Below are 18162 nucleotides of genomic sequence, written 5' to 3'. Positions count from 1 at the left end.
CCGTCAGCCGACGTCCCGTCGAGGGCTCAGAGGCCGGTCTGGCTGACCCCGTACTCGGCCTGCTCGCGGGTGAAGCCCTCGTACTCGAGCTGCTCGACCAGCCCGGCCCGGGAGAACGACGTGAAGTCGAGGTAGGCCTGGGCGCTCTTGGCCGCCTGCTCGTTCCAGTCGGCACCGGTGTTGTCCACGGCCCACGTGGCGTCGGCGGTCGAGTAGCCCTCGTACTCCAGCTGCTCGATGAGCCCCGACCGGGAGAACGCCGAGTAGTCGAGGTAGTCGTTGGCCGACCCAAGCGCGTTCCGCTGCCCGGCGGTCTGCCCGGGCGCGGGCGCGGGTGCCGGGGCTGGAGCCGGGGCGGGCGCGGGTGCGGGCGCCGGTGCAGGGGCGGGCTGGGGTGCCTTGGCCGTCGCGGCGGCGGGCGGCGTCGCCGTCACGGTCACCGTCGCGGGTGCCGGAGCCGGGGCGGTGACCGTCGTCGTCGCCCGCGCCGGCCCGGCGACCGAGGTGTCGTCGGCCACCGGCCTGGTCGGCGTGCTGCCGCCCGCCGCGCCGATCCCGATGCCGACCAGCAGCACCACGACGCCGGCCAGCGCGAGGAACCACGCCCGCCGGTGGACCGGCTGTGCGGTCCGCGGCGGCGGCCCGGGGGTGGGCGGGCCGGTGGGCGGCCACCACTGCTGCGGCGGTTGCTGGAAGGGCGGCTGGCTCATGCTGTTCCCCGTCTGTGCGTCAGCAGTGGACGCTGCACAGTAGGGCGGCCGTCGGGTGAAGGGGAACGGACCTGACCGGATCGAGGGGGTCGGGGTGGCTCGGTCCGTCAGCCGAAGGCCGAGACCCCCGCGTACTCGGCGCGGGGTGCGGCACCGGTCGGCTCGTACTCGAGCACCAGGACGCCGTTCGGCGTCGCCCGGTGCGAGACGAGCCGCAGGCCGACGTCCGGGCCGTCGAACAACCGCCGTCCACGGCCGACGACGGCAGGGGCGACCGCGAGCCGGACGACGTCGACCACACCCGCCGCCAGCAGCGACGCGGCCAGGCGGGCGCTGCCGTGCACCTGCAGCTCCCGGCCCGGCTGCTCCCTCAGCGCGCGGACCGCGGCGAGCGGGTCGCCGGTCAGCACCGTGGTCGGTTCCCAGGTGCCGGCGGTGAGGGTGCTGCTGACGACGTACTTCGGCAGCGCGTTCATCCGGGCGGTGAACGGGTCGGGATCGGCGATCTGCGGCCAGTCGCGGGCGAACGCCTCGTAGGTGCGCCGCCCGAGCAGCAGCCCGTCGGCCAGGTCCAGCCAGTCCGAGGTCTGCCGCACGAAGTCGTCGTCCAGGTGGGGCACGAGCCACCCGCCGCGGTCGAACCCGTCGGTGGTGTCCTCGTCCGCGGAGCCGGGCCCCTGGTTGACGCCGTCCAGGGCGACGAACTGCAGGACGGCGACCTTCACGACGCCGCGCCCTGCTCGACGAGGGCGGCCAGCGCCGCGGTCACCGAACCCCAGCCGTCGAGGAAGCCGAGCTCCTCGTGCCGGTCGCGGGAGGCGGGGTCGCCGTGCCGGACGACCGCCCGGTAGTCGGTGCCCTCCGGGTGCTCGCCGAGCACGATCTCGGCGGTCATCGCCACCGGCTCGGGGGACGCCGGCCGCCACGCGCTGGTGACCGCGTTGGTGAACACCAGGCGGCGCCCCTCCTCGACGAGCAGGAAGACGGAGTCGGTGTGCGGGACGAAGCTGCGGCCGTCCTCGCTCATGCAGGTGACGAAGCCGCCCCCGGGGCGCACGTCGAGCACGTCGACCCGGCTCTGCGTCGGCGCGGGCACCCACCAGCGCTCCAGGAGCGCCGGGGTGGTCCAAGCGCGCCAGACGTCCTCGCGTGGGGCGCGGATGACGCGCTGCAGCGCCAGGTCGTGCGCGGGGTCGAACGCAGGGGTCGTCACGGGGTCTCCTCCGGGTGGGTCACGACGTGCTCCAGGCGGTCGGTGCGGGCCTCCCAGCCGCGCCGCTCCTCGGCCAGCCAGTCGTCCAGCAGCCCGAGGCGGTCGCGGTTGAGGACGCAGGTGCGCACCCGCCCGGACTTCGCCGTCCGGATGAGGCCGCTCGCCTCCAGGGCGCGCACGTGCTTCATGAACGACGGCAGGGTCATCGCGAACGGACGCGCGAGCTCGCCGACGCTGGCCGGTCCCCGGCCCAGCCGGCGGACCACCTGCCGACGGGTCGGGTCGGCGAGCGCGACGAAGACCCCGTCCAGCTCGTCCTCATGCTGTGCCATGAGGCACAGTGTTGCAGACACTGAGCCAAGTGGCACAGTGTCGTGGTGCGGCGGCCCTGGCCGCCGCACCACGGGGGCTCACCAGCCGACGGCGCCGTGCCGGTCGGTGAAGGTGCCGGTCGGGCCGTCGGCGCCGATGGTCGCCATCGCGACGATCGCGTCGGTGCCCTCGGTGACGGTCTGCGGGCCGGAGTGGCCGTTGAAGTCGGTCGCCGTGTAGCCCGGGTCGACCGTGTTGACCCGGAGCTCGGGCAGGAACTGGGCGTAGACGGAGGTGATCATGTTGACCGCCGCCTTGCTGGCCGAGTAGCCCAGCGTCGGCAGCGAGTGCTCGATCCGCGACTCGTCACCGCGCACGGTGAACGAGCCCAGCCCGCTGGTCACGTTCACCACCACCGGCGCCGCCGACTCGCGCAGCAGCGGCAGGAAGGCGTGCGTCGTCCGGACGATGCCCACGGTGTTGGTGTCCAGCACGGCCAGCACCGACGGCCCGTCGAACTCGTCGACCGCGGCGAACGGCCCGGAGATGCCGGCGTTGTTGACCAGCACGTCCAGCCCGCCGAACCGCGCCCGCACGTCGGCGGCGGCCTTGGCCACCGACTCGTCGGAGGTCACGTCGATCTGCACCCACTCCACGCCCAGCTCCTCGGCGGCCTGCCGCCCGCGCTCGGCGTCGCGGGCGCCGATGACCACCCGGTGCCCGTGCTCCTTCAGCCGCCGGGCCGTCTCGTAGCCGAGGCTCTTGTTGCCACCCGTGATCACTGTCGTCGTCATGGCACCGACTGTGCGGCCGTCCCGGCCCGGGCCGGTGGGCCCGTTCGACCGTATGACCGGCAGTACCACCCAGTCCGCCGCCGATGGACGACGATGGGCGCATGGCTGACCGAGGGGACTTCGCGGCGCTGCTGCGTGCGTGGCGCGAACGGCTGCAGCCGGCGGCGGTGGGGTTCCCCACGGGCAACCGCCGCACCAGCGGGCTCCGCCGGGAGGAGGTCGCCCTGCTGGCCGGCGTCTCGGTCGACTACCTCGTCCGGCTCGAGCAGGGGCGGGCCGACCGGCCGTCGGCCCAGGTCGTCGCCTCGCTGGCCCGCGTCCTGCAGCTGTCCGACCTCGAGCGCGACCAGCTGCACCTCGCCGCCGGCCTGCCCGCGCCGCTGCCGAGCGCCGTCCCGACGCACATCCCGGCCAGCGTGCAGCGGCTGCTCGCCCGCCTGCCGGACGTCGCCGTCGGCGTCTGGACGGCGCACTGGACGCTGCTGACCGCCAACGCGGCGTGGGTCGCGCTGCTCGGCCCGATGCGCCCCGGCCTCAACCTGGTCGTCGCGCAGTTCACCGGCCGGGCCCCCGAGGTCGTGTGGGAGGAGGGCGACCACGAGCGGCACGAGCGCGCCCTGGTGTCTGACCTGCGGACGGCGATGATCCGCTACCCCGACGACCCGGCGGTGCGGGCCGTGATCGCCGAGCTGCAGGCGTACCCGCGCTTCGCCCAGCTGTGGGCCGAGGGCACCGTGGTCGAGCACCGGTTCCAGTCCAAGACCTTCGTGCACCCGCTCGTCGGTGAGGTGACGCTGGACTGCGACGTCCTCACCGCCATCGGCACCGACCTGCGGATCGTCGCCTACACGGCCGAGCCGGGCACCGAGGACGCGTCCCGGTTCGACCTGATCCGCACCCTCGGGGCGGTGGAGGTCACGCCGTCCTGACCGCCGGCGCGGTCGCGTCCGACAGGGAGGAGAGCAGGGCCAGGGCCTCGGCCGACCGGGAGCCGGGCTCTGCCTGGTAGACGACGAGCACCTGGTCCCCGGCGTCCGCGACGGAGAACTTGTCGTAGCGCAGCTCCAGGTCACCGACCTGCGGGTGCTGCACCCGGTAGACGCCCCCGCCGGGGTGCCGGCGCACGTCGTGCCGCGCCCACAGCCGCCGGAACAGGTCGCTGCGCACCGACAGCTCGCCGACCAGCTCGGCCAGCCGCGGGTCGTCGACGTCCGGACCCGCGGCGCGGCGCAGGACGGCGACCAGCTCGGCGGCGGTCGCCTCCCGGTCGTGCTCGAGGCCGGAGGCGCTGGGGTCGAGCAGGACGGCGCGGAGCAGGTTCGTGCCCGGGCGGAAGAGCGGGGACAGGGCCACGGCCAGCGGGTTGGCGGCCAGCACGTCGAGGTGGCGCCCCTGCACGAAGGCGGGCGTCCGGTCCCAGGCGGCCAGCAGCTGCGCGACGCTCGGCCGGACCCGCTCGCTGCGGCGGGGCGCACGCCGGCGCCGCGGCGCGGGGTCCGCGAGGTCGTGCAGGTGCGCGGCAGATGCGGTGTCCAGCCCGAGAGCCCGGGCGACCGCGTCGAGGACCTGGGCGGACGGGTGCCGGTCGCGCCCCTGCTCCAGCCGCGTGTAGTACTCGGTGCTGATGCCGGCGAGCATCGCCAGCTCGTCGCGGCGCAGGCCGGCGACCCGGCGGGAGCTGGTCACCGTGATCCCGACGTCCGCCGGGCGCACCTGCTCCCGGCGGGCCCGCAGGTACTCACCGACCAGGTTCTGCGCCACCCCTGGACCATAGGACGGCGGGCGCCGGTGCCGGGTGGCCCTGCCGGCACCCCTCTCGGCGGGGCTCTGGCTCCTCCGCGGCGCTCCCCGGACGCTCGGGGCATGACACGAACCTGGCTCGTCACCGGGGTGAGCAGCGGCTTCGGCCGGCAGCTCGCCGAGCAGCTGCTGGCCCGCGGCGACCGCGTCGCCGGCACCGTGCGGCGCCCCGAGGCCGTCGCCGACCTGGTCGAGGCCCACGGCGACGCCTTCTCCGTCCACCTCCTCGACCTCACCGACACCGACCGCATCCGCGAGGTGGTCGATGCCGCGCACGCCTGGGCCGGCCGGCTCGACGTCGTCGTCAGCAACGCCGGCTACGGGTTGTTCGGCGCCGCCGAGGAGCTCACCGACGAGCAGGTGCGGCACCAGCTCGACACGAACCTGCTGGGCTCGATCCAGCTCATCCGGGCCGCGTTACCGCACCTGCGCGCCGCCGGTGGCGGGCGGGTTCTGCAGCTGTCCTCCTCGGCCGGGCAGGTCGCCTGGCCGGGCTCCTCGCTCTACAACGCGGCGAAGTGGGGCATCGAGGGCTTCTGCGAGGCCGTCGCCGCCGAGGTCGCGCCGTTCGGCGTGGGCGTGACGATCGTCGAACCGGGCGGCGCCCGCACCGACTTCGGGCACGGCGGGCTCCGCTTCGCCGACCCGCTCGCCGCCTACGACGGCTCGCCTGCCGCGGCCGTGCGGGCCTTTCGCGACGGCGGCCCGCCCGGGGTCGTCGGTGACCCGGCGCGGATGGCCGCGGCCATGATCGCCAGCGTCGACCAGCACCCCGCGCCGCTCCGGCTGGTGCTCGGCACCGACGCCTGGACCGCGGTGACCGCGACGCTCGAGGCCCGGCTCGCGGCGGTGCTGCCGCAGCGCGAGGTCGCTGCCTCCACCGACGCCTGACCTGCGGTCCGGCACCTCGTCGGGTTGCGGACGGTGCGGTGGATGGGGACGATCTCGTCCGGCGCGCTTCGTGATCTTGCTGCGGGGCGTGGGGGGACCGGCACCGCACTCTGTCGTCGACGATCGGGAAGCCCCCATGACCGGCTACGTGCTCCGCCGCTCCGCGCTCTCCCTGACCCTGCTCGCCGCGCTGCTCGCCGCGGGCGGTGGGGTGCTGGTCGTCCTCGGTGCCCCGCTGTGGGTGCCGATCGTGCTGGCGGTGGTGCTCGTCGCCGTCCAGTACGCGGTCGCGCCCGCCCTGATCCAGTGGCTCATCCCGGCCACCCGGGTCCCCTGGGCCGACGGGGAGTACCAGACCGGTCACCCGGTCGGCGCCATCGTCGCCCGGCGCTGCGCCGGGGCCGGCGTCGGGCCGGTGCGCCTCGGCATCGTCGAGGACGGGACGCCGAACGCGTTCACGTTCGGCCACACCCGCGGCAACGCCCGCATCTACGTGACCCGCGGGCTCCTCGAGCGCCTGGACGAGCGCGAGCTGGACGCCGTCGTCAGCCACGAGGTCGGCCACGTCAAGCACAACGACGTCCTCGCCATGGCGATCGCCAGCACCGTGCCCGTCCTCCTCTACTACGTCTTCCTCGCGCTGCGGAACGACCGGAACGCCAACACCGCCATCCCGGCGGTGATCAGCTACATCGGCTACCTGCTCTCGCAGCTGGTCGTGCTGGCCCTCAGCCGGGCCCGCGAGCTCGGCGCCGACCACTACAGCTGCTCGGTCACCGGTGACGGTGACGCGCTCTGCTCCGCGCTGGTCACCATCGGCTACGGGATGGGCCAGGTGGACGCGGAGCGAGCGGCCGCCGCGCACGAGGCGGCGCAGAACAAGCAGAAGGAGCGGCGGAAGGCGCTGGCGAAGGAGGACCGGCGGCACCAGCGCATGCGGGCGGCCGGTCTGCTCGGCATCGCCGACCAGGGACAGGGGGCCACCGTCCTGGCCGCCCGGGAACGCGGTCTCGAGCCACGCGAGGTGATCGGCGCGCTCCGCTGGGACACCTGCAACCCGTGGGCCCGCTGGACCCAGCTGTTCAGCACCCACCCGCTGATCGTGCGGCGCATCGCCGCCCTGGAGGACAGCGGGCTGCCCGGCGCCCCGCAACGGTGGAGCGCGCACGAGGTGGCGCGGTCCTGCGTCGGCCCGGAGCTGGCCAGGGCGCGACGGCGCTTCTGGCTGGAGCTGCCGGTGCGGTACCTGCCGCTGATCGCGCTCCTGGTCGGCGCGGTCGCGTGGGGGTCGGACGACTGGCTGCTGCTCGCGCAGGCCGGCACCGTCGGCGGCGTGGCACTGCTCGTGCGCACCGCCTTCGGCCGTCCGCTCGGCTCCAGCCGGCCCACGTCCCGGGTCACCGAGCTGCTGACCCGGCTCGATGCCAGCCCCGTCACCGGGCTGCCGGTGGAGCTCCGCGGGCGGGTGGTCGGTCGCGGCACCCCCGGCTACGTGCTGAGCCCCGACCTGGTCGTGCAGGACGAGTCCGGCTTCGTGCCGGTGCTCTACCAGCAGCCGTGGCCCTTCGCCCGCAGCCTGTTCGGCCTGCTCCGGGTCCCCGACCTGGTGGACGCGGACGTCGTCGTCCGCGGCTGGTACCGGCGCAGCCCGGCGCCGGTGCTGGAGCTGCGCGAGCTGGTGCCGGCCGATGGCAGGCGCGTGCGCGGCTTCCAGTGGGTGGTCGCGTACGCCCTGGCCGTGGCGATCGCAGCGGTCGGCGGAGCTGCCTGGCTGCTCATCTCGCTCACCGGCTGAGCCGCGACCCGCCCGCCGGCGTCAGGATGGAGCCCGGCCCGGGTCTCCTCGCCGGGCGGACGGGAGGGCGCGTGGCACAGCGAGTGGCGGTCGTCGGCGGTGGGGTGCTCGGTGCGTCCACCGCGGCACGGCTGGCGGCCGGTGGCGCCGAGGTCACGCTGCTGACCGAGAGCACGTTGGCCAGCGGGGCGTCGGGGCGGTCGCTGTCCTGGCTCAACTCCGCCGGCCCGTACCGCGAGGAATACCGCCGGCTCCGGTTGCTCGGTCTCGAGCGCTACCGCGCCCTCCCGGACGGCGGCGCGCACGTGCGCTTCGACGGCGGGCTGCACTGGGGCGACGGCGCGCGCGACGCCTTCACCCGCCAGCAGCAGGTCGGCTACCCGGCCGAGTGGCTGTCGCCGGAGGACGTCGCCGGGCGGGTGCCCGGCGTCGACCCGGCCGCCGTCGCCGCAGAAGGCGCGGTGCTGAACCCGGACGAGGGGTGGGTGGACCTGCCGTCGCTGGTCGGCCAGCTGGTGGGTGACCTGACCACCGCCGGGGGAGAGGTCCGGACCGGCGCCGGCCGGTGCGAACCCGTCGTCCGGGGCGGGCGGGTGGTGGGCGTGCGCGGCGGCGACGGTGCGGTGCACGCGGGCGACGCCGTCGTGCTGGCCACCGGAGCCGCCGTCCCAGCGGCGCTCGCCGAGCTCGGCGTTCCGGTGCCCGATGCGACGTCCCTCGCCCTGCTGGTGCGCACCGCGCCGGTCGACACGCCGCTGCACGCCGTGCTCAACACGCCTCGCGTCGCCCTGCGGCCGGCTCCGGGCGGGGGGCTCGTGCTGGACGCGGCCTGGTCGGAGGAGGAGGTCGTCGCCCGGGACGACGGCACGTTCGAGGTCCGCGACGCGACGGTCGCCGGTCTGCTGCGCGAGGCCTCGCACGTGCTGGCCGGGCGTCCGCTGCTGACGGCGGCGTCCTGGGGCGCGGGCCGCAAGCCGATCCCGGGCGACGGGCAGCCCGTGGTCGGCGCCGTCCCCGGCGTCGACGGGCTGCACGTCGCGTTCACCCACAGCGGCGCGACGCTCGGCCTGGTCGTCGGCGAGCTGCTCGCCGAGGAGGTGCTCACCGGGGAACCCAGCTCGCTGCTCGCGACCTTCCGGGTCGACCGCTTCGGTTGACCCGCTCGTGGCACAGAGTGCCACGAGCGTGGCAGAGTCCGCGTCGGGCCGCCCGGCCCTGCGACGACGCAGACCTGGAGGAGACGCGCGATGACGAACCCGGTTCCCGAAGCCCCTGTCCCGCACGACCCGATCGCCCGCCGGTTCGAGGGCAAGGTCGCCTTCATCACCGGCGCCGCCCGCGGTCAGGGGCGCGCCGAGGCGGTTCGGCTCGCGGCCGAGGGTGCCGACGTCATCGCCGTCGACATCGCCGCCCAGGTACCGGAGACCCAGTACGAGGGCTCGACCCCGGAGGACCTGGCCGAGACGGTGCGCCTGGTCGAGGCGCTGGACCGCCGCATCGTCGCCACCCAGGCCGACATCCGCGACTACGACGGCCTCAAGGCCGCGCTGGACGCCGGGGTCGCCGAGCTCGGCCGGCTGGACGTCGTCATCGCCAACGCCGGGACGACGACCGCCGCGAGGACCTGGGAGATCGACGCGGCCCACTGGAAGGAGCAGATCGACACCAACCTGACCGGGCCGTTCCACACCGCCAAGGCGGCGATCCCGATCATGATCGAGCAGGGCACCGGTGGGGCGATCATCTTCACCAGCTCGGTCGCCGGCCTGCGCGGGCTGCCGTACCTCGCCGGCTACGTCGCGGCCAAGCACGGCGTCACCGGGCTGGCCAAGACGCTGGCGAACGAGCTCGCCGAGTACCGGATCCGGGTCAACACGGTGCACCCGCACGGCGTGCAGACCGGCCTCACGGTGCCTGAGCTGTTCCCGATGATCCAGGACGCCAGCCCGACGCTGAGCACGCTCTACATGGGCCAGCTGCCGGACCCGGTCAGCCAGGCCGACGACATCGCCGCCGCCGTGGCGTGGCTGGCGTCTAACGAGGCGCGGCACGTGACCGGCATCCAGCTCCCGGTCGACCTGGGCCGCACCAACCGCTGACTCATCCGGCTCGCGGCCGGCCCTGTCAAGGGCCGGTCGTGATCTGTGGACAGGCGCCTGACCTGCGGATACGGGTGGTCGGGGCGCTCCCGTTCGGCTAGACTTCGTACAGGTGTTCGAGTCGATCGGGAGGTGTCGTGAGCGAGTTGCGGTCGGTCCTGGATGCGCTGGCGGGCGACGAGCTGCACGGCCTCTCTGACGGTGAGGTGCTGGAGCGGGTGGCTCTGCTGGTGGCCGTGGGGAACCGAGTGGCGGCTGAGCTGACCCGCACCGTGCGCCATGCTGAGGTCCGCCAGGCCGCGGAGCGCGACGGGCTGAAGTCGATGCGGTCGTGGCTGATCGAGCACGTCCGGTTTGCGCCGGCGGAGGCGTCGCGGGTGGTGCGGTCGGGGCGGGCGTTGGAGCACTTCCCGGCGATGGCCGCCGGCTTTGCCGACGGCGAGGTCACGGCCGAGCAGGTGGACGTCGTCGCGCGCACGGTCGGCCCGGGCGAGGTCGCGCGGGCCGAAGAGCAGGGCATCGACCTGGCGCCGTTCGATGAGGCCTGGACGGCGGTCGCGGTCGAGTCGCCGCACGACGTGCTGAAGACCGCGGTGCAGGCGTTCGAGGCTGCTCTCGATCCCGATGGTGTGGAGCCCGACCCCACCGAGGGTCGGCGGCTGACGATCGCGCGGCACACCGACGGCAGCGTCACCGGACGCTTCGACCTTGATGCCGTGGGTGGCGAGAAGGTGCAGGCCGCGATCGAGTCGATCGTGCAAGCCTCCCGCCCGAAGGGCGACGACCGGACCCGCGGCCAGCAGAACGCCGACGCGCTCGTGCAGCTCTGCGACAACCAGCTCGCCGCCGGCACCCTGCCCACGCTGCGCACGGTGAAGCCGCACGTCGTGGTGACCATCGACGCCGACGACCTCGCCGACACCTCCACCACCGGACCCGGTGCGGCCGCGACCGGGTTCGGGGCACGGATCTCCGCCGCCCGCGCCCGCTGGCTGGCCTGTGACGGCACCGTCTCCCGGATCGTGATGGGCCCCGACGGGCTCCCACTCGACGTCGGCCGCACCCACCGCGTGGTGCCGGCGCACATCCGGCGGGCGGTGGAGCAGCGCGACGGGCACTGCGTCTTCACCGGCTGCACCGCACCGACCCACTGGGGCGACGTCCACCACCTCGTCCACTGGCTGCACGGTGGAGAGACATCGCTGACCAACTCAGCACTGCTCTGCGAACGCCACCACACGAAGGTCCACCACGGCTTCCGCATCGAACGAGACCCCGGCGGGCGGTGGCGCACCTGGCGACCCGACGGCACCGAGATCCTGCTCGCCCAGCCACTACTCGGCGCACCGCTGCTCGTCTGAGCCGGCAGCGGCCACTCCACGACAGCCCTCACGCTCGTGGGCGTGGTCGGCACGCCGCGTTGTGACCGGCCGACCTCCCGAGGGGGCCCGGCGCGTCACCTCGCCGGCCTCGCGGACGCGCCGAGCGGGCTCCCTACGTTCCCGGCATGGACCGCAGGTCGTTCCTCACGGTGATCGCCGCCGGGATGATCGGTGCTGCCGTCGGCCGGAGCACCGCCAGCCCGTCCGGCCCGGCCCCGCTCTCCGGCGCCCCCGCCGCCGACCGCGCCCGGCTGCTCACGCCCAACACCCGACCGGACGGCGTCGTCCCGGTCGCCCCGCCCGTCGGCCCGGTGACCAGCCTGCCCGGGCCGGCGCAGACCCTCGCGCTCACCATCGACGACGGCACCAGCACCGAGGTGGTCGCCGCCTTCGTCGACCTGGCCGCCACGACCGGCGTCCGGCTCACCTTCTTCCCCAACGGCGTCTACAGCTCCTGGACCGACGTCGCCCCGGCGCTGCGACCGCTCGTCGAGTCCGGCCAGGTCGCCTTCGGCAACCACACCTGGTCCCACCCCGACCTCGCCACCCTCAGCGACGGGGAGGTGGCCGAGGAGATCACCCGGGCCGACGAGTTCCTCAAGACGACCTACGGCGTCACCTCGGCACCGTTCCTCCGCCCGCCGTTCGGGTCGCACACCGACCAGGTCGACCGGATCGCCGCCGACCTGGGCCACCCGACCATCGCGCTGTGGAACGGGACGCTCGGCGACCACCGGCAGATCGGCCCGCAGGAGCTGCTCGGGTACGCGCAGGAGTGGTTCCTCGCGCAGGCCGTCGTCGTCGGCCACGCGAACCGGCCCGCCGTCACCGAGGTCCTCCCGCAGTTCGTGCAGCTCATCGAGGAACGGCAGCTGGTCACCGTCACGCTGGCCGACGTGTGGTCCTCCGACGCCTGACCGGCGGCACGCGGCGCGACGGTTGAATGCACCGGTGACGTTCTCCTCGCTGTCCCACCTGGAGTGCTCCCGCGACGGGTCCCGGCACGACGCCGACGTCGTCCAGGGCACCTCGCCGATCGGCGCCCCGCTGCTCGCCCGCTACGACCTGGCGCAGGTCGCCGACACCGTCACCCGCGAGCAGATCGGCCACCGGCCGCCGACGCTGTGGCGGTACCACGAGCTGCTGCCGGTCCGGAGCGAGCGCAACGTGGTCAGCCTGGGCGAGGGGATGACGCCGCTGGTCGACCTGCCCCGGCACGGCGCGCGCCTCGGCGTCCCGCGGCTGGCGATGAAGGACGAGGGCCTCGTGCCCACCGGTGCCTTCAAGGCCCGCGGTGCCGCGGTCGGGGTCTCCCGCGCAGCCGAGCTGGGGGTGCGCGGGATCGCCATGCCCACCAACGGCAACGCCGGCGCCGCCTGGGCCGCGTACGCCGCGCGGGCCGGCCTGGACGCGCTCATCGCCATGCCGGTCGACGCCCCGGAGATCACCCGCCGGGAATGCGTCGTCACCGGCGCCGAGCTGTACCTGGTCGACGGGCTGATCGGTGACGCCGGCGCGCTGGTCAGGCAGGCCGTCGCCGCGCGCACCGGCTACCAGGACACCTCGACGCTGCGGGAGCCGTACCGGATCGAGGGCAAGAAGACGATGGGCTACGAGATCGCCGAGCAGCTCGGCTGGCGCTGCCCCGACGTCATCCTCTACCCGACCGGCGGCGGGGTCGGGATCATCGCGATCCACAAGGCGTTGCTCGAGCTGCGGGAGCTGGGCTGGATCACCGGCGACCTGCCGCGGCTCGTCGCCGTCCAGGCCGCCGGCTGCGCGCCCATCGTCGACGCCTTCGACGCCGGCCTGGCCGAGAGCACCGCCCCGGCCGCGCCGCACACCGTCGCCTTCGGCATCACCGTGCCCAAGGCGCTCGGCGACTTCCTGGTGCTCGACGCCGTCCGGTCGACCGGGGGCACCGCGATCGCCGTCACCGACGAGGAGCTGCTCGCGGCCCAGCACCAGCTGGCCCGCGACGAGGGCGCCTGGGTCTGCCCCGAGGGCGCGGCGTGCTTCGCCGCGGTCGGGCAGCTGCGGGAGAGCGGCTGGCTGGACGGCACCGAGGAGGTCGTCGTCCTCAACACCGGCAGCGGCCTGCTCTACCCGGACACCGTGCCGGTCGACGTCCCCACGCTGGCCAAGGACGGCGTCATCCCGTAGGTCTCACCCGTCGGGAGGAACGTGGCGCGCAGCCCTCCAGCGGAGGGCGGGTGCGCGCCGATCCAGCGGGGGTGAGGACTCGTCACCCGTCGACCGGCCGCGTTCCGGCGCTCGTGCTGCCCGGCTGGTGGTGGCGCGGCGGAGAGGCCGTCGGCTACGGTCGGCTGCTCGGCCTCGGTTCGCTGCTGGCCACCGCGCTCGCCCTCGTGGTGCTGTACCCGACCCCGGTGCACGGTGCCCAGCTCGCCGGGGTCGCCGCGTTCCACCTGGTCGCGGTGTGGCTCAGCTTCGTGCTGCCGTGGGGCCGCTGGTCGCCCTGGGCGCTGCTCGCGTTCCCCCTGCTGTCCCTGGCGGGGCTGGTCATCGCGACGGACGCCGCGCCCGGTCTCGGCGGGGTCCTCGCCGGGTTCTTCGTGCTCTGCTTCGCCTACGCCGGGCTCTTCCTGCCGCCGCGTGGTGGCTGGGCGCTGCTCCTCCCCGCGGTGACGGCCTACATGGCGACGGCGACGGCGATGACCTCGCAGCTCTACGTCCGCACTGCGTTCGTCGCGCTCGCCTGGCTCACCCTCGCCGAGCTGCTCGGCCGGCTGCAGCGCCGGCACGACGCCCTGGTCGCGCAGCTCCAGGCCGACAACCTCGTCGACCCGCTCACCGGTCTGGCCAACCGCCGCGGGCAGGCCCGCTTCCTCACCGAGGCAGCACCGGGCGACGTGCTCATCGTCATCGACCTGGACCACTTCAAGCAGGTCAACGACGAGCAGGGGCACGCGGTCGGCGACCACGTGCTCGCCGGCTTCGGCCGGCTGCTCCTGCAGCAGCTGCGCACCCGCGACCGGGCGGCCCGCTCCGGCGGCGAGGAGATGCTCGTGCTGCTCCGCTGCGCCGAGGAGGACCGCTGCGGCGAGGAGCTCGTCCGGCGGCTGCGGAGGTCGGTCGCCGAGGCCGACCTGGGCATCACCTTCTCCGCCGGGCTCGCGGTCGTCCGGCCCGGGCAGACCGTGGAGCAGGTGCTCGCGGACGCCGACCGGGCGACCTACTGCGCCAAGCACGCCGGGCGGGACCAGGCCTGGCTGGCCGGCGACCCGCACAACGGCTTCCCGGACACCCCCGTGCAGTGGGAGGCGGCGCTCGCCGTCCGCTGACCGGTCGGCCCCGCCGGCCCGGGGAACCGGGGGGTGCCCCGGCTCCCCAGGTGCCGGTCAGAAGTTGGTCGAGAAGGCGCCGCTGTCCGCAGCCAGCGCGAGCAGGGCCACGAAGATGGCGATGTCCACGATGCCCAGCACGATCGCGGAGATCGCCATGCCGCGCAGCCCGGCGCCCTGCTTGGCCTTGTTCAGCGCGACCGCCCCGAAGATCACGGCCAGCGGGCCCAGGATCACCGGCAGGAAGAGCAGCCCCACCAGGCCGCACACCAGCCCGGCGATCGCCAGGCCGTTCGTGCCCCGGGTGCGCGTGACGGTGCTGGTCTGATCGTTGTAGCCCGTGCTCTGGCTCATCGTCGTCCCTTTCTCGGAGAATGCGGCCGGGTGCCGCCGGCGCCCCTTACCCAGCGTCATGGCGAACTCATCCGCATGTCACCCGATCGAGCGACTTCGTGCCGACACCTCTTCTCCGAGCAGCGCCTTCATGCCAGGGGTCAGGTCACATGCAGTTCACCCAGAGCGACGACCGACCATTCTGGGCAGTTCATCGACGGAACGATCGAATGGTCGAGGTGCTCCTTCGGCGGCATGCGGCGCACTGCCGAACCGGGCCAGTGCCCCGGTGTAGGGCTTCGGCGGCGGGGGAGCGAACTCCCCGCGCTTGCCGGTCGCCAGCCCCAGCCGGACCAGCCCCTCCACGGTCGCCACCGCCGCGGCCACGCCGTCGACCACCGGCACCCCCACCCGGGCGGTGAGCTCCGCGGCGAGGTCGGCCATCCCGGCGCAGCCGAGCACGATCGCGTCGCAGCCCGTGGTGGCCACGACGTCCGCGCACTCGGCGGCGATCCGCGAGCGCGCCTCCGGGTCGGTCTCCAGCGCGAGCACCGGGATCTCCACCGCGCGCACCGTCGCGCACTGCTCCCGCACGCCGTACCGGTCGGCCAGCTCCCAGGCCCGGCCGGTGGTGCGCCGCAGCGTGGTGACGACGCCGAACGTCCGGCCGAGGTAGGTCGCGGTGCGCATGCCGGCCTCGGCTATCCCGACCACCGGGCCGACGGCCACCTCGCGGGCGGCGTCCAGCCCCGGGTCGCCGAAGCAGGCGATCACGTGCCCGTCGGCGCCGGCGGCCTCCCCGGCGGCGACCTGGCGGAGCAACCCGGGCACCGCCAGCGCCTCGTCGTAGTGGCTCTCGATCGACGCCGGCCCCATGTCGGGGTGCACGGCGACCACCGCGGTGCCCGGGCCGGCGGCGGCCCGGGCACTGCTCCCGATCAGGTCGGTCATCGACGCGGTGGTGTTCGGGTTGACGACCTGAATGAGCACCGGGCGACCTAGGCGACGGTTCCGTCGGAGACGCCGGCCTCGGCCGGGTCCAGCAGCACGATCATCGGCCGCACCCGCTCCAGCCCGGCGAAGAGCACGAAGCCCAGCGCGCAGCCGATGAACCAGCCGTAGTCGCCGACCGAGGCGAACAGCGTCAGCAGGATCGTCGGCACGCCGGCCCCGACCACCGCCAGGACGGCGTTCGGGTTGTACCCGCCGCGGAACCAGTACCGACCCGTCGGCGCCATCGAGTACATGTCGTCGACGGCGATCCGCTGCCGGCTCGCCAGGTAGTAGCCGGCGATCAGGATGCCGAACAGCGGGCCGATCAGGCTGCCCAGGATGCCGAGGGTGAACCGGATGCCCTCGGCGCTGTCGTACCAGTTCCACGGGGTGAGCAGGACCGAGCCGACGGCGGCGATCATCCCGCCGGCCCGCCAGCTGATCTTCTGCGGCGAGACGTTGGAGAAGTCGAACGCCGGGGCGATGAAGTTGGCGACGATGTTGATGCCGACCGTCGCGATGACGAAGGTCAGCCCACCGAGCAGGATCGCGAACGTCGAGTCGATGGCCTCCACCGTGGCGATCGGGTCGGTGATCAGCTCGCCGAACACCGGCACGGTCGCCGAGGCGCAGACGACGGTGAGGATCGAGAAGAACAGGAAGTTCAGCGGCAGCCCCAGCAGGTTGCCCCGCTTCACCGCGGCGAAGCTCTTCCCGTAGCGGGCGAAGTCGCCGAAGTTCAGCATCGGCCCGGAGAAGTAGGAGACCACCAGCGCGATCGCGCCGAGCATCGTGGTGACCGTCGCCCAGCCGGTCAGCGTCGGGCCGGTGTGCAGGCTGAGGTCGATGTTCGACCAGCCCGCCTCGGAGACCAGGTAGACGGCCAGGATGATCATCACCACGTAGACGGCCGGGCCGGCGAAGTCGATGAACCTCCGGATGGTCTCCATGCCCCGCCAGAAGAGCGCCGCCTGGGCCACCCACAGCACGGCGAAGGAGATCCAGCCCAGCGCCTCCAGGCCCAGGAACGACGTGTCGAGGAGCGACTCCGAGCCCGGGATGAACTTCAGCCAGATGATGTTCAGGCTGCTGGCGGCCAGGAAGGTCTGCACGCCGTACCAGGCGACCGCGATGAGGCCGCGGATGATCGCCGGGATGTTGGCGCCCTTGACGCCGAACACCGCCCGGTTGATCACCGGGTAGGGCACGCCGGTCTTCTGGCTGGGCTTGGCCACCAGGTTCACGAACACCTGGACGATGACGATCCCGACCACCAGCGCGATGAGCACCTGCCAGGCGGCGATCCCGAGGGCGAAGAGGCTGCCCGCGGTGACGTACCCGCCGACGCTGTGCACGTCGGACATCCAGAACGCGAAGATGTTGTAGGACCCCCAGCGCTGCTGGCGCAGCGGCGCGAGGTCCTCGTTGGTGAGCCGGGGGTCGTAGTCCGCGCCGATCAGGGCCCCGCCGGGCGCGGCCGCGGACGGCGCCGTCCCGGAGTGGCCGGCGGGGACGTCGGTCGCGAGCGTCGTCGGCTCGGGCGAGGTGGTCGTCATGGAGGCTCCTGCGGGTCGTCGGCTGGTGCGGCAGCGGCGGGTGACGAGCGCGTCGGTGGCCGGGAGGTGCCGGGGGAGCGGCCGTCCGGGATCGACGGCGCGAACGCTAGGGAGCGGGTGTTGCCCGTGCGTGTCCCCGCGGGTATATCCGCAGCGGCCCGGAGCTCAGCGGTCCTCGGGCAGGGCCGCGACGATCTCCTGCAGCCGGGCGTAGTGGACGCCGGTCAGGGTGATCAGCGCGTCGGCGTCCGCGGCGGCGAAGGCGTCGAGCATCGCCACGTGGTCGTCGGCGAGCGCGGCCGTGGCAGCAGCAGAGGCGTGCGACATCGGCCGGCCGGGCTCGGTGACGTTCCAGGCCCGCTCGAACATCTGCAGCAGGCGGTGCATCTGGCACGGCGCGATCAGGGCCAGGTGGAACCGGCGGCTGGACCGGTGGTGGTCGGCCAGCCCGCCGGTCGCGGTCGCCCGCTCGAGCTCGCGCAGCGCGGACGCCGCCACCTGCACGTCCTCCGCCGTCGCCCGGGACACCGCCGCGGGCAGGGCGGCGGTCTCCAGGCTGGCCCGGACGACGTAGAGCTCGGCCAGCTCCTCGCGGGTCAGCCGGGCGACGACGTAGGCCCCGCGCGGCTGGTGCTCGACCAGCCCCTCGGCCACCAGCGTCTTCAGCGCCTCCCGCACCGGGATGTGGCTGAGCGAGAACCGCGCCGCGACGTCGTCCACCGGGATGGGCGCACCGGGCCGCACCCGGCCGGAGAGGATCGCCGACCGCAGCTCCTCCAGCGCCAGCGCCTGCGACGGGGTGTCCCGGGCGCTGGCCAGGGCCTGCACCCACGGCGCGGGCGGCCGTTGCCTCGACACGTCGACCGCCTCCCTCCACCGCCGGAGGCCGGGACGCTAGCGGAGGAGTGTTACGGGACGTCGTCCGACCGACACGCGGCGGCCACCCGGGGTCGCTACCCTGCCGCCACATCCGAGCGGC

The 18162-nt window shown here is 74.3% G+C and carries 19 protein-coding genes; 9 read left to right on the top strand and 10 right to left on the bottom strand.

Annotated elements, in window-relative coordinates; all coding sequences use genetic code 11:
* Positions 1–26: 26 nt before the first annotated feature.
* The 5 genes from FHX36_RS09770 to FHX36_RS09750 form a co-directional block, all read right to left on the bottom strand.
* Positions 27–710, bottom strand: a complete 684-nt coding sequence (locus tag FHX36_RS09770) for an Ltp family lipoprotein (protein WP_110551355.1) — start codon at positions 708–710, stop codon at positions 27–29.
* A 107-nt stretch (positions 711–817) separates the two neighbouring features.
* A complete protein-coding gene (locus tag FHX36_RS09765) occupies positions 818–1435 on the bottom strand; it encodes a dihydrofolate reductase family protein (protein WP_110551354.1) in 618 nt (205 codons plus the stop codon).
* A complete protein-coding gene (locus FHX36_RS09760) occupies positions 1432–1923 on the bottom strand; it encodes an SRPBCC domain-containing protein (RefSeq protein WP_110551353.1) in 492 nt (163 codons plus the stop codon). The genes FHX36_RS09765 and FHX36_RS09760 overlap by 4 nt, the downstream gene beginning before the upstream one ends.
* Entirely contained in the window at positions 1920–2255 is a 336-nt protein-coding gene (locus tag FHX36_RS09755; protein WP_110551352.1) for an ArsR/SmtB family transcription factor, read from the bottom strand. The genes FHX36_RS09760 and FHX36_RS09755 overlap by 4 nt, the downstream gene beginning before the upstream one ends.
* 78 nt (positions 2256–2333) lie before the next feature.
* A complete protein-coding gene (locus tag FHX36_RS09750; RefSeq protein WP_110551351.1) occupies positions 2334–3029 on the bottom strand; it encodes an SDR family NAD(P)-dependent oxidoreductase in 696 nt (231 codons plus the stop codon).
* A 101-nt stretch (positions 3030–3130) separates the two neighbouring features.
* Between FHX36_RS09750 and FHX36_RS09745 the strand changes: the two genes are divergently transcribed.
* The gene (locus FHX36_RS09745; RefSeq protein WP_110551350.1) at positions 3131–3958 is read left to right on the top strand and encodes a helix-turn-helix transcriptional regulator; all 828 of its coding nucleotides are present in this window, start codon (positions 3131–3133) and stop codon (positions 3956–3958) included.
* On the opposite strand, the gene FHX36_RS09740 is transcribed toward FHX36_RS09745, so the two are convergent.
* Positions 3945–4790, bottom strand: coding sequence for an MmyB family transcriptional regulator (locus FHX36_RS09740; protein WP_183513701.1), 846 nt, complete (start codon positions 4788–4790; stop codon positions 3945–3947). The two genes, FHX36_RS09745 and FHX36_RS09740, sit on opposite strands and share 14 nt — an antisense overlap.
* 102 nt (positions 4791–4892) lie before the next feature.
* Between FHX36_RS09740 and FHX36_RS09735 the strand changes: the two genes are divergently transcribed.
* The 8 genes from FHX36_RS09735 (at position 4893) to FHX36_RS23895 (ending at position 14301) form a co-directional block, all read left to right on the top strand.
* Positions 4893–5720 carry an SDR family oxidoreductase gene (locus tag FHX36_RS09735; protein WP_110551747.1) on the top strand — a complete coding sequence of 276 codons (828 nt, stop codon included), beginning with the start codon at positions 4893–4895 and terminating at the stop codon, positions 5718–5720.
* Positions 5721–5856: 136 nt separating this feature from the next.
* Positions 5857–7515: a M48 family metalloprotease gene (locus FHX36_RS09730; RefSeq protein WP_110551746.1), complete on the top strand. Its 1659-nt coding sequence runs from the start codon at positions 5857–5859 to the stop codon at positions 7513–7515.
* A 71-nt stretch (positions 7516–7586) separates the two neighbouring features.
* Positions 7587–8672 carry an NAD(P)/FAD-dependent oxidoreductase gene (locus FHX36_RS09725; protein ID WP_258372657.1) on the top strand — a complete coding sequence of 362 codons (1086 nt, stop codon included), beginning with the start codon at positions 7587–7589 and terminating at the stop codon, positions 8670–8672.
* A 90-nt stretch (positions 8673–8762) separates the two neighbouring features.
* A complete protein-coding gene (locus FHX36_RS09720; RefSeq protein ID WP_110551744.1) occupies positions 8763–9614 on the top strand; it encodes a mycofactocin-coupled SDR family oxidoreductase in 852 nt (283 codons plus the stop codon).
* Positions 9615–9751: 137 nt separating this feature from the next.
* Positions 9752–10975, top strand: a complete 1224-nt coding sequence (locus tag FHX36_RS09715; protein WP_110551743.1) for an HNH endonuclease — start codon at positions 9752–9754, stop codon at positions 10973–10975.
* Between the two features lie 146 nt (positions 10976–11121).
* Entirely contained in the window at positions 11122–11913 is a 792-nt protein-coding gene (locus tag FHX36_RS09710) for a polysaccharide deacetylase family protein (RefSeq protein ID WP_110551742.1), read from the top strand.
* 34 nt (positions 11914–11947) lie between these two features.
* Positions 11948–13159, top strand: coding sequence for a threonine synthase (locus FHX36_RS09705; RefSeq protein ID WP_110551741.1), 1212 nt, complete (start codon positions 11948–11950; stop codon positions 13157–13159).
* 71 nt (positions 13160–13230) lie between these two features.
* The gene (locus tag FHX36_RS23895) at positions 13231–14301 is read left to right on the top strand and encodes a GGDEF domain-containing protein (RefSeq protein WP_146251557.1); all 1071 of its coding nucleotides are present in this window, start codon (positions 13231–13233) and stop codon (positions 14299–14301) included.
* 57 nt (positions 14302–14358) lie between these two features.
* Here the strand turns inward: FHX36_RS23895 and FHX36_RS09695 are convergent, their stop codons facing one another.
* From FHX36_RS09695 to FHX36_RS09680, 4 genes are all read right to left on the bottom strand, one after another.
* Positions 14359–14655 (bottom strand): DUF4190 domain-containing protein, encoded by a 297-nt coding sequence (locus tag FHX36_RS09695; protein ID WP_110551739.1) that lies wholly within the window; start codon positions 14653–14655, stop codon positions 14359–14361.
* A 156-nt stretch (positions 14656–14811) separates the two neighbouring features.
* The gene (locus FHX36_RS09690; protein WP_110551738.1) at positions 14812–15624 is read right to left on the bottom strand and encodes an aspartate/glutamate racemase family protein; all 813 of its coding nucleotides are present in this window, start codon (positions 15622–15624) and stop codon (positions 14812–14814) included.
* 8 nt (positions 15625–15632) lie between these two features.
* Complete coding sequence (locus FHX36_RS09685; RefSeq protein WP_110551737.1) at positions 15633–17183, bottom strand: NCS1 family nucleobase:cation symporter-1; 1551 nt, start codon at positions 17181–17183, stop codon at positions 15633–15635.
* Between the two features lie 165 nt (positions 17184–17348).
* On the bottom strand, positions 17349–18041 hold the full coding sequence (locus FHX36_RS09680; RefSeq protein WP_110551736.1) for a GntR family transcriptional regulator: 693 nt from the start codon (positions 18039–18041) through the stop codon (positions 17349–17351).
* Between the last annotated feature and the right edge of the window lie 121 nt (positions 18042–18162).

The organism is Modestobacter versicolor (assembly GCF_014195485.1).
Taxonomy (GTDB): Bacteria; Actinomycetota; Actinomycetes; order Mycobacteriales; family Geodermatophilaceae; genus Modestobacter; species Modestobacter versicolor.
This window is presented reverse-complemented; position numbering and strand designations above follow the sequence as displayed.

Coding starts and splice junctions, on each gene's coding strand:
- FHX36_RS09770 (WP_110551355.1), bottom strand. CDS start 710: ATGAGCCAGCCGCCCTTCCAGCAACCGCCGCAGCAGTGGTGGCCGCCC.
- FHX36_RS09755 (WP_110551352.1), bottom strand. CDS start 2,255: ATGGCACAGCATGAGGACGAGCTGGACGGGGTCTTCGTCGCGCTCGCC.
- FHX36_RS09750 (WP_110551351.1), bottom strand. CDS start 3,029: ATGACGACGACAGTGATCACGGGTGGCAACAAGAGCCTCGGCTACGAG.
- FHX36_RS09745 (WP_110551350.1), top strand. CDS start 3,131: ATGGCTGACCGAGGGGACTTCGCGGCGCTGCTGCGTGCGTGGCGCGAA.
- FHX36_RS09735 (WP_110551747.1), top strand. CDS start 4,893: ATGACACGAACCTGGCTCGTCACCGGGGTGAGCAGCGGCTTCGGCCGG.
- FHX36_RS09730 (WP_110551746.1), top strand. CDS start 5,857: ATGACCGGCTACGTGCTCCGCCGCTCCGCGCTCTCCCTGACCCTGCTC.
- FHX36_RS09720 (WP_110551744.1), top strand. CDS start 8,763: ATGACGAACCCGGTTCCCGAAGCCCCTGTCCCGCACGACCCGATCGCC.
- FHX36_RS09710 (WP_110551742.1), top strand. CDS start 11,122: ATGGACCGCAGGTCGTTCCTCACGGTGATCGCCGCCGGGATGATCGGT.
- FHX36_RS09695 (WP_110551739.1), bottom strand. CDS start 14,655: ATGAGCCAGAGCACGGGCTACAACGATCAGACCAGCACCGTCACGCGC.
- FHX36_RS09685 (WP_110551737.1), bottom strand. CDS start 17,183: ATGACGACCACCTCGCCCGAGCCGACGACGCTCGCGACCGACGTCCCC.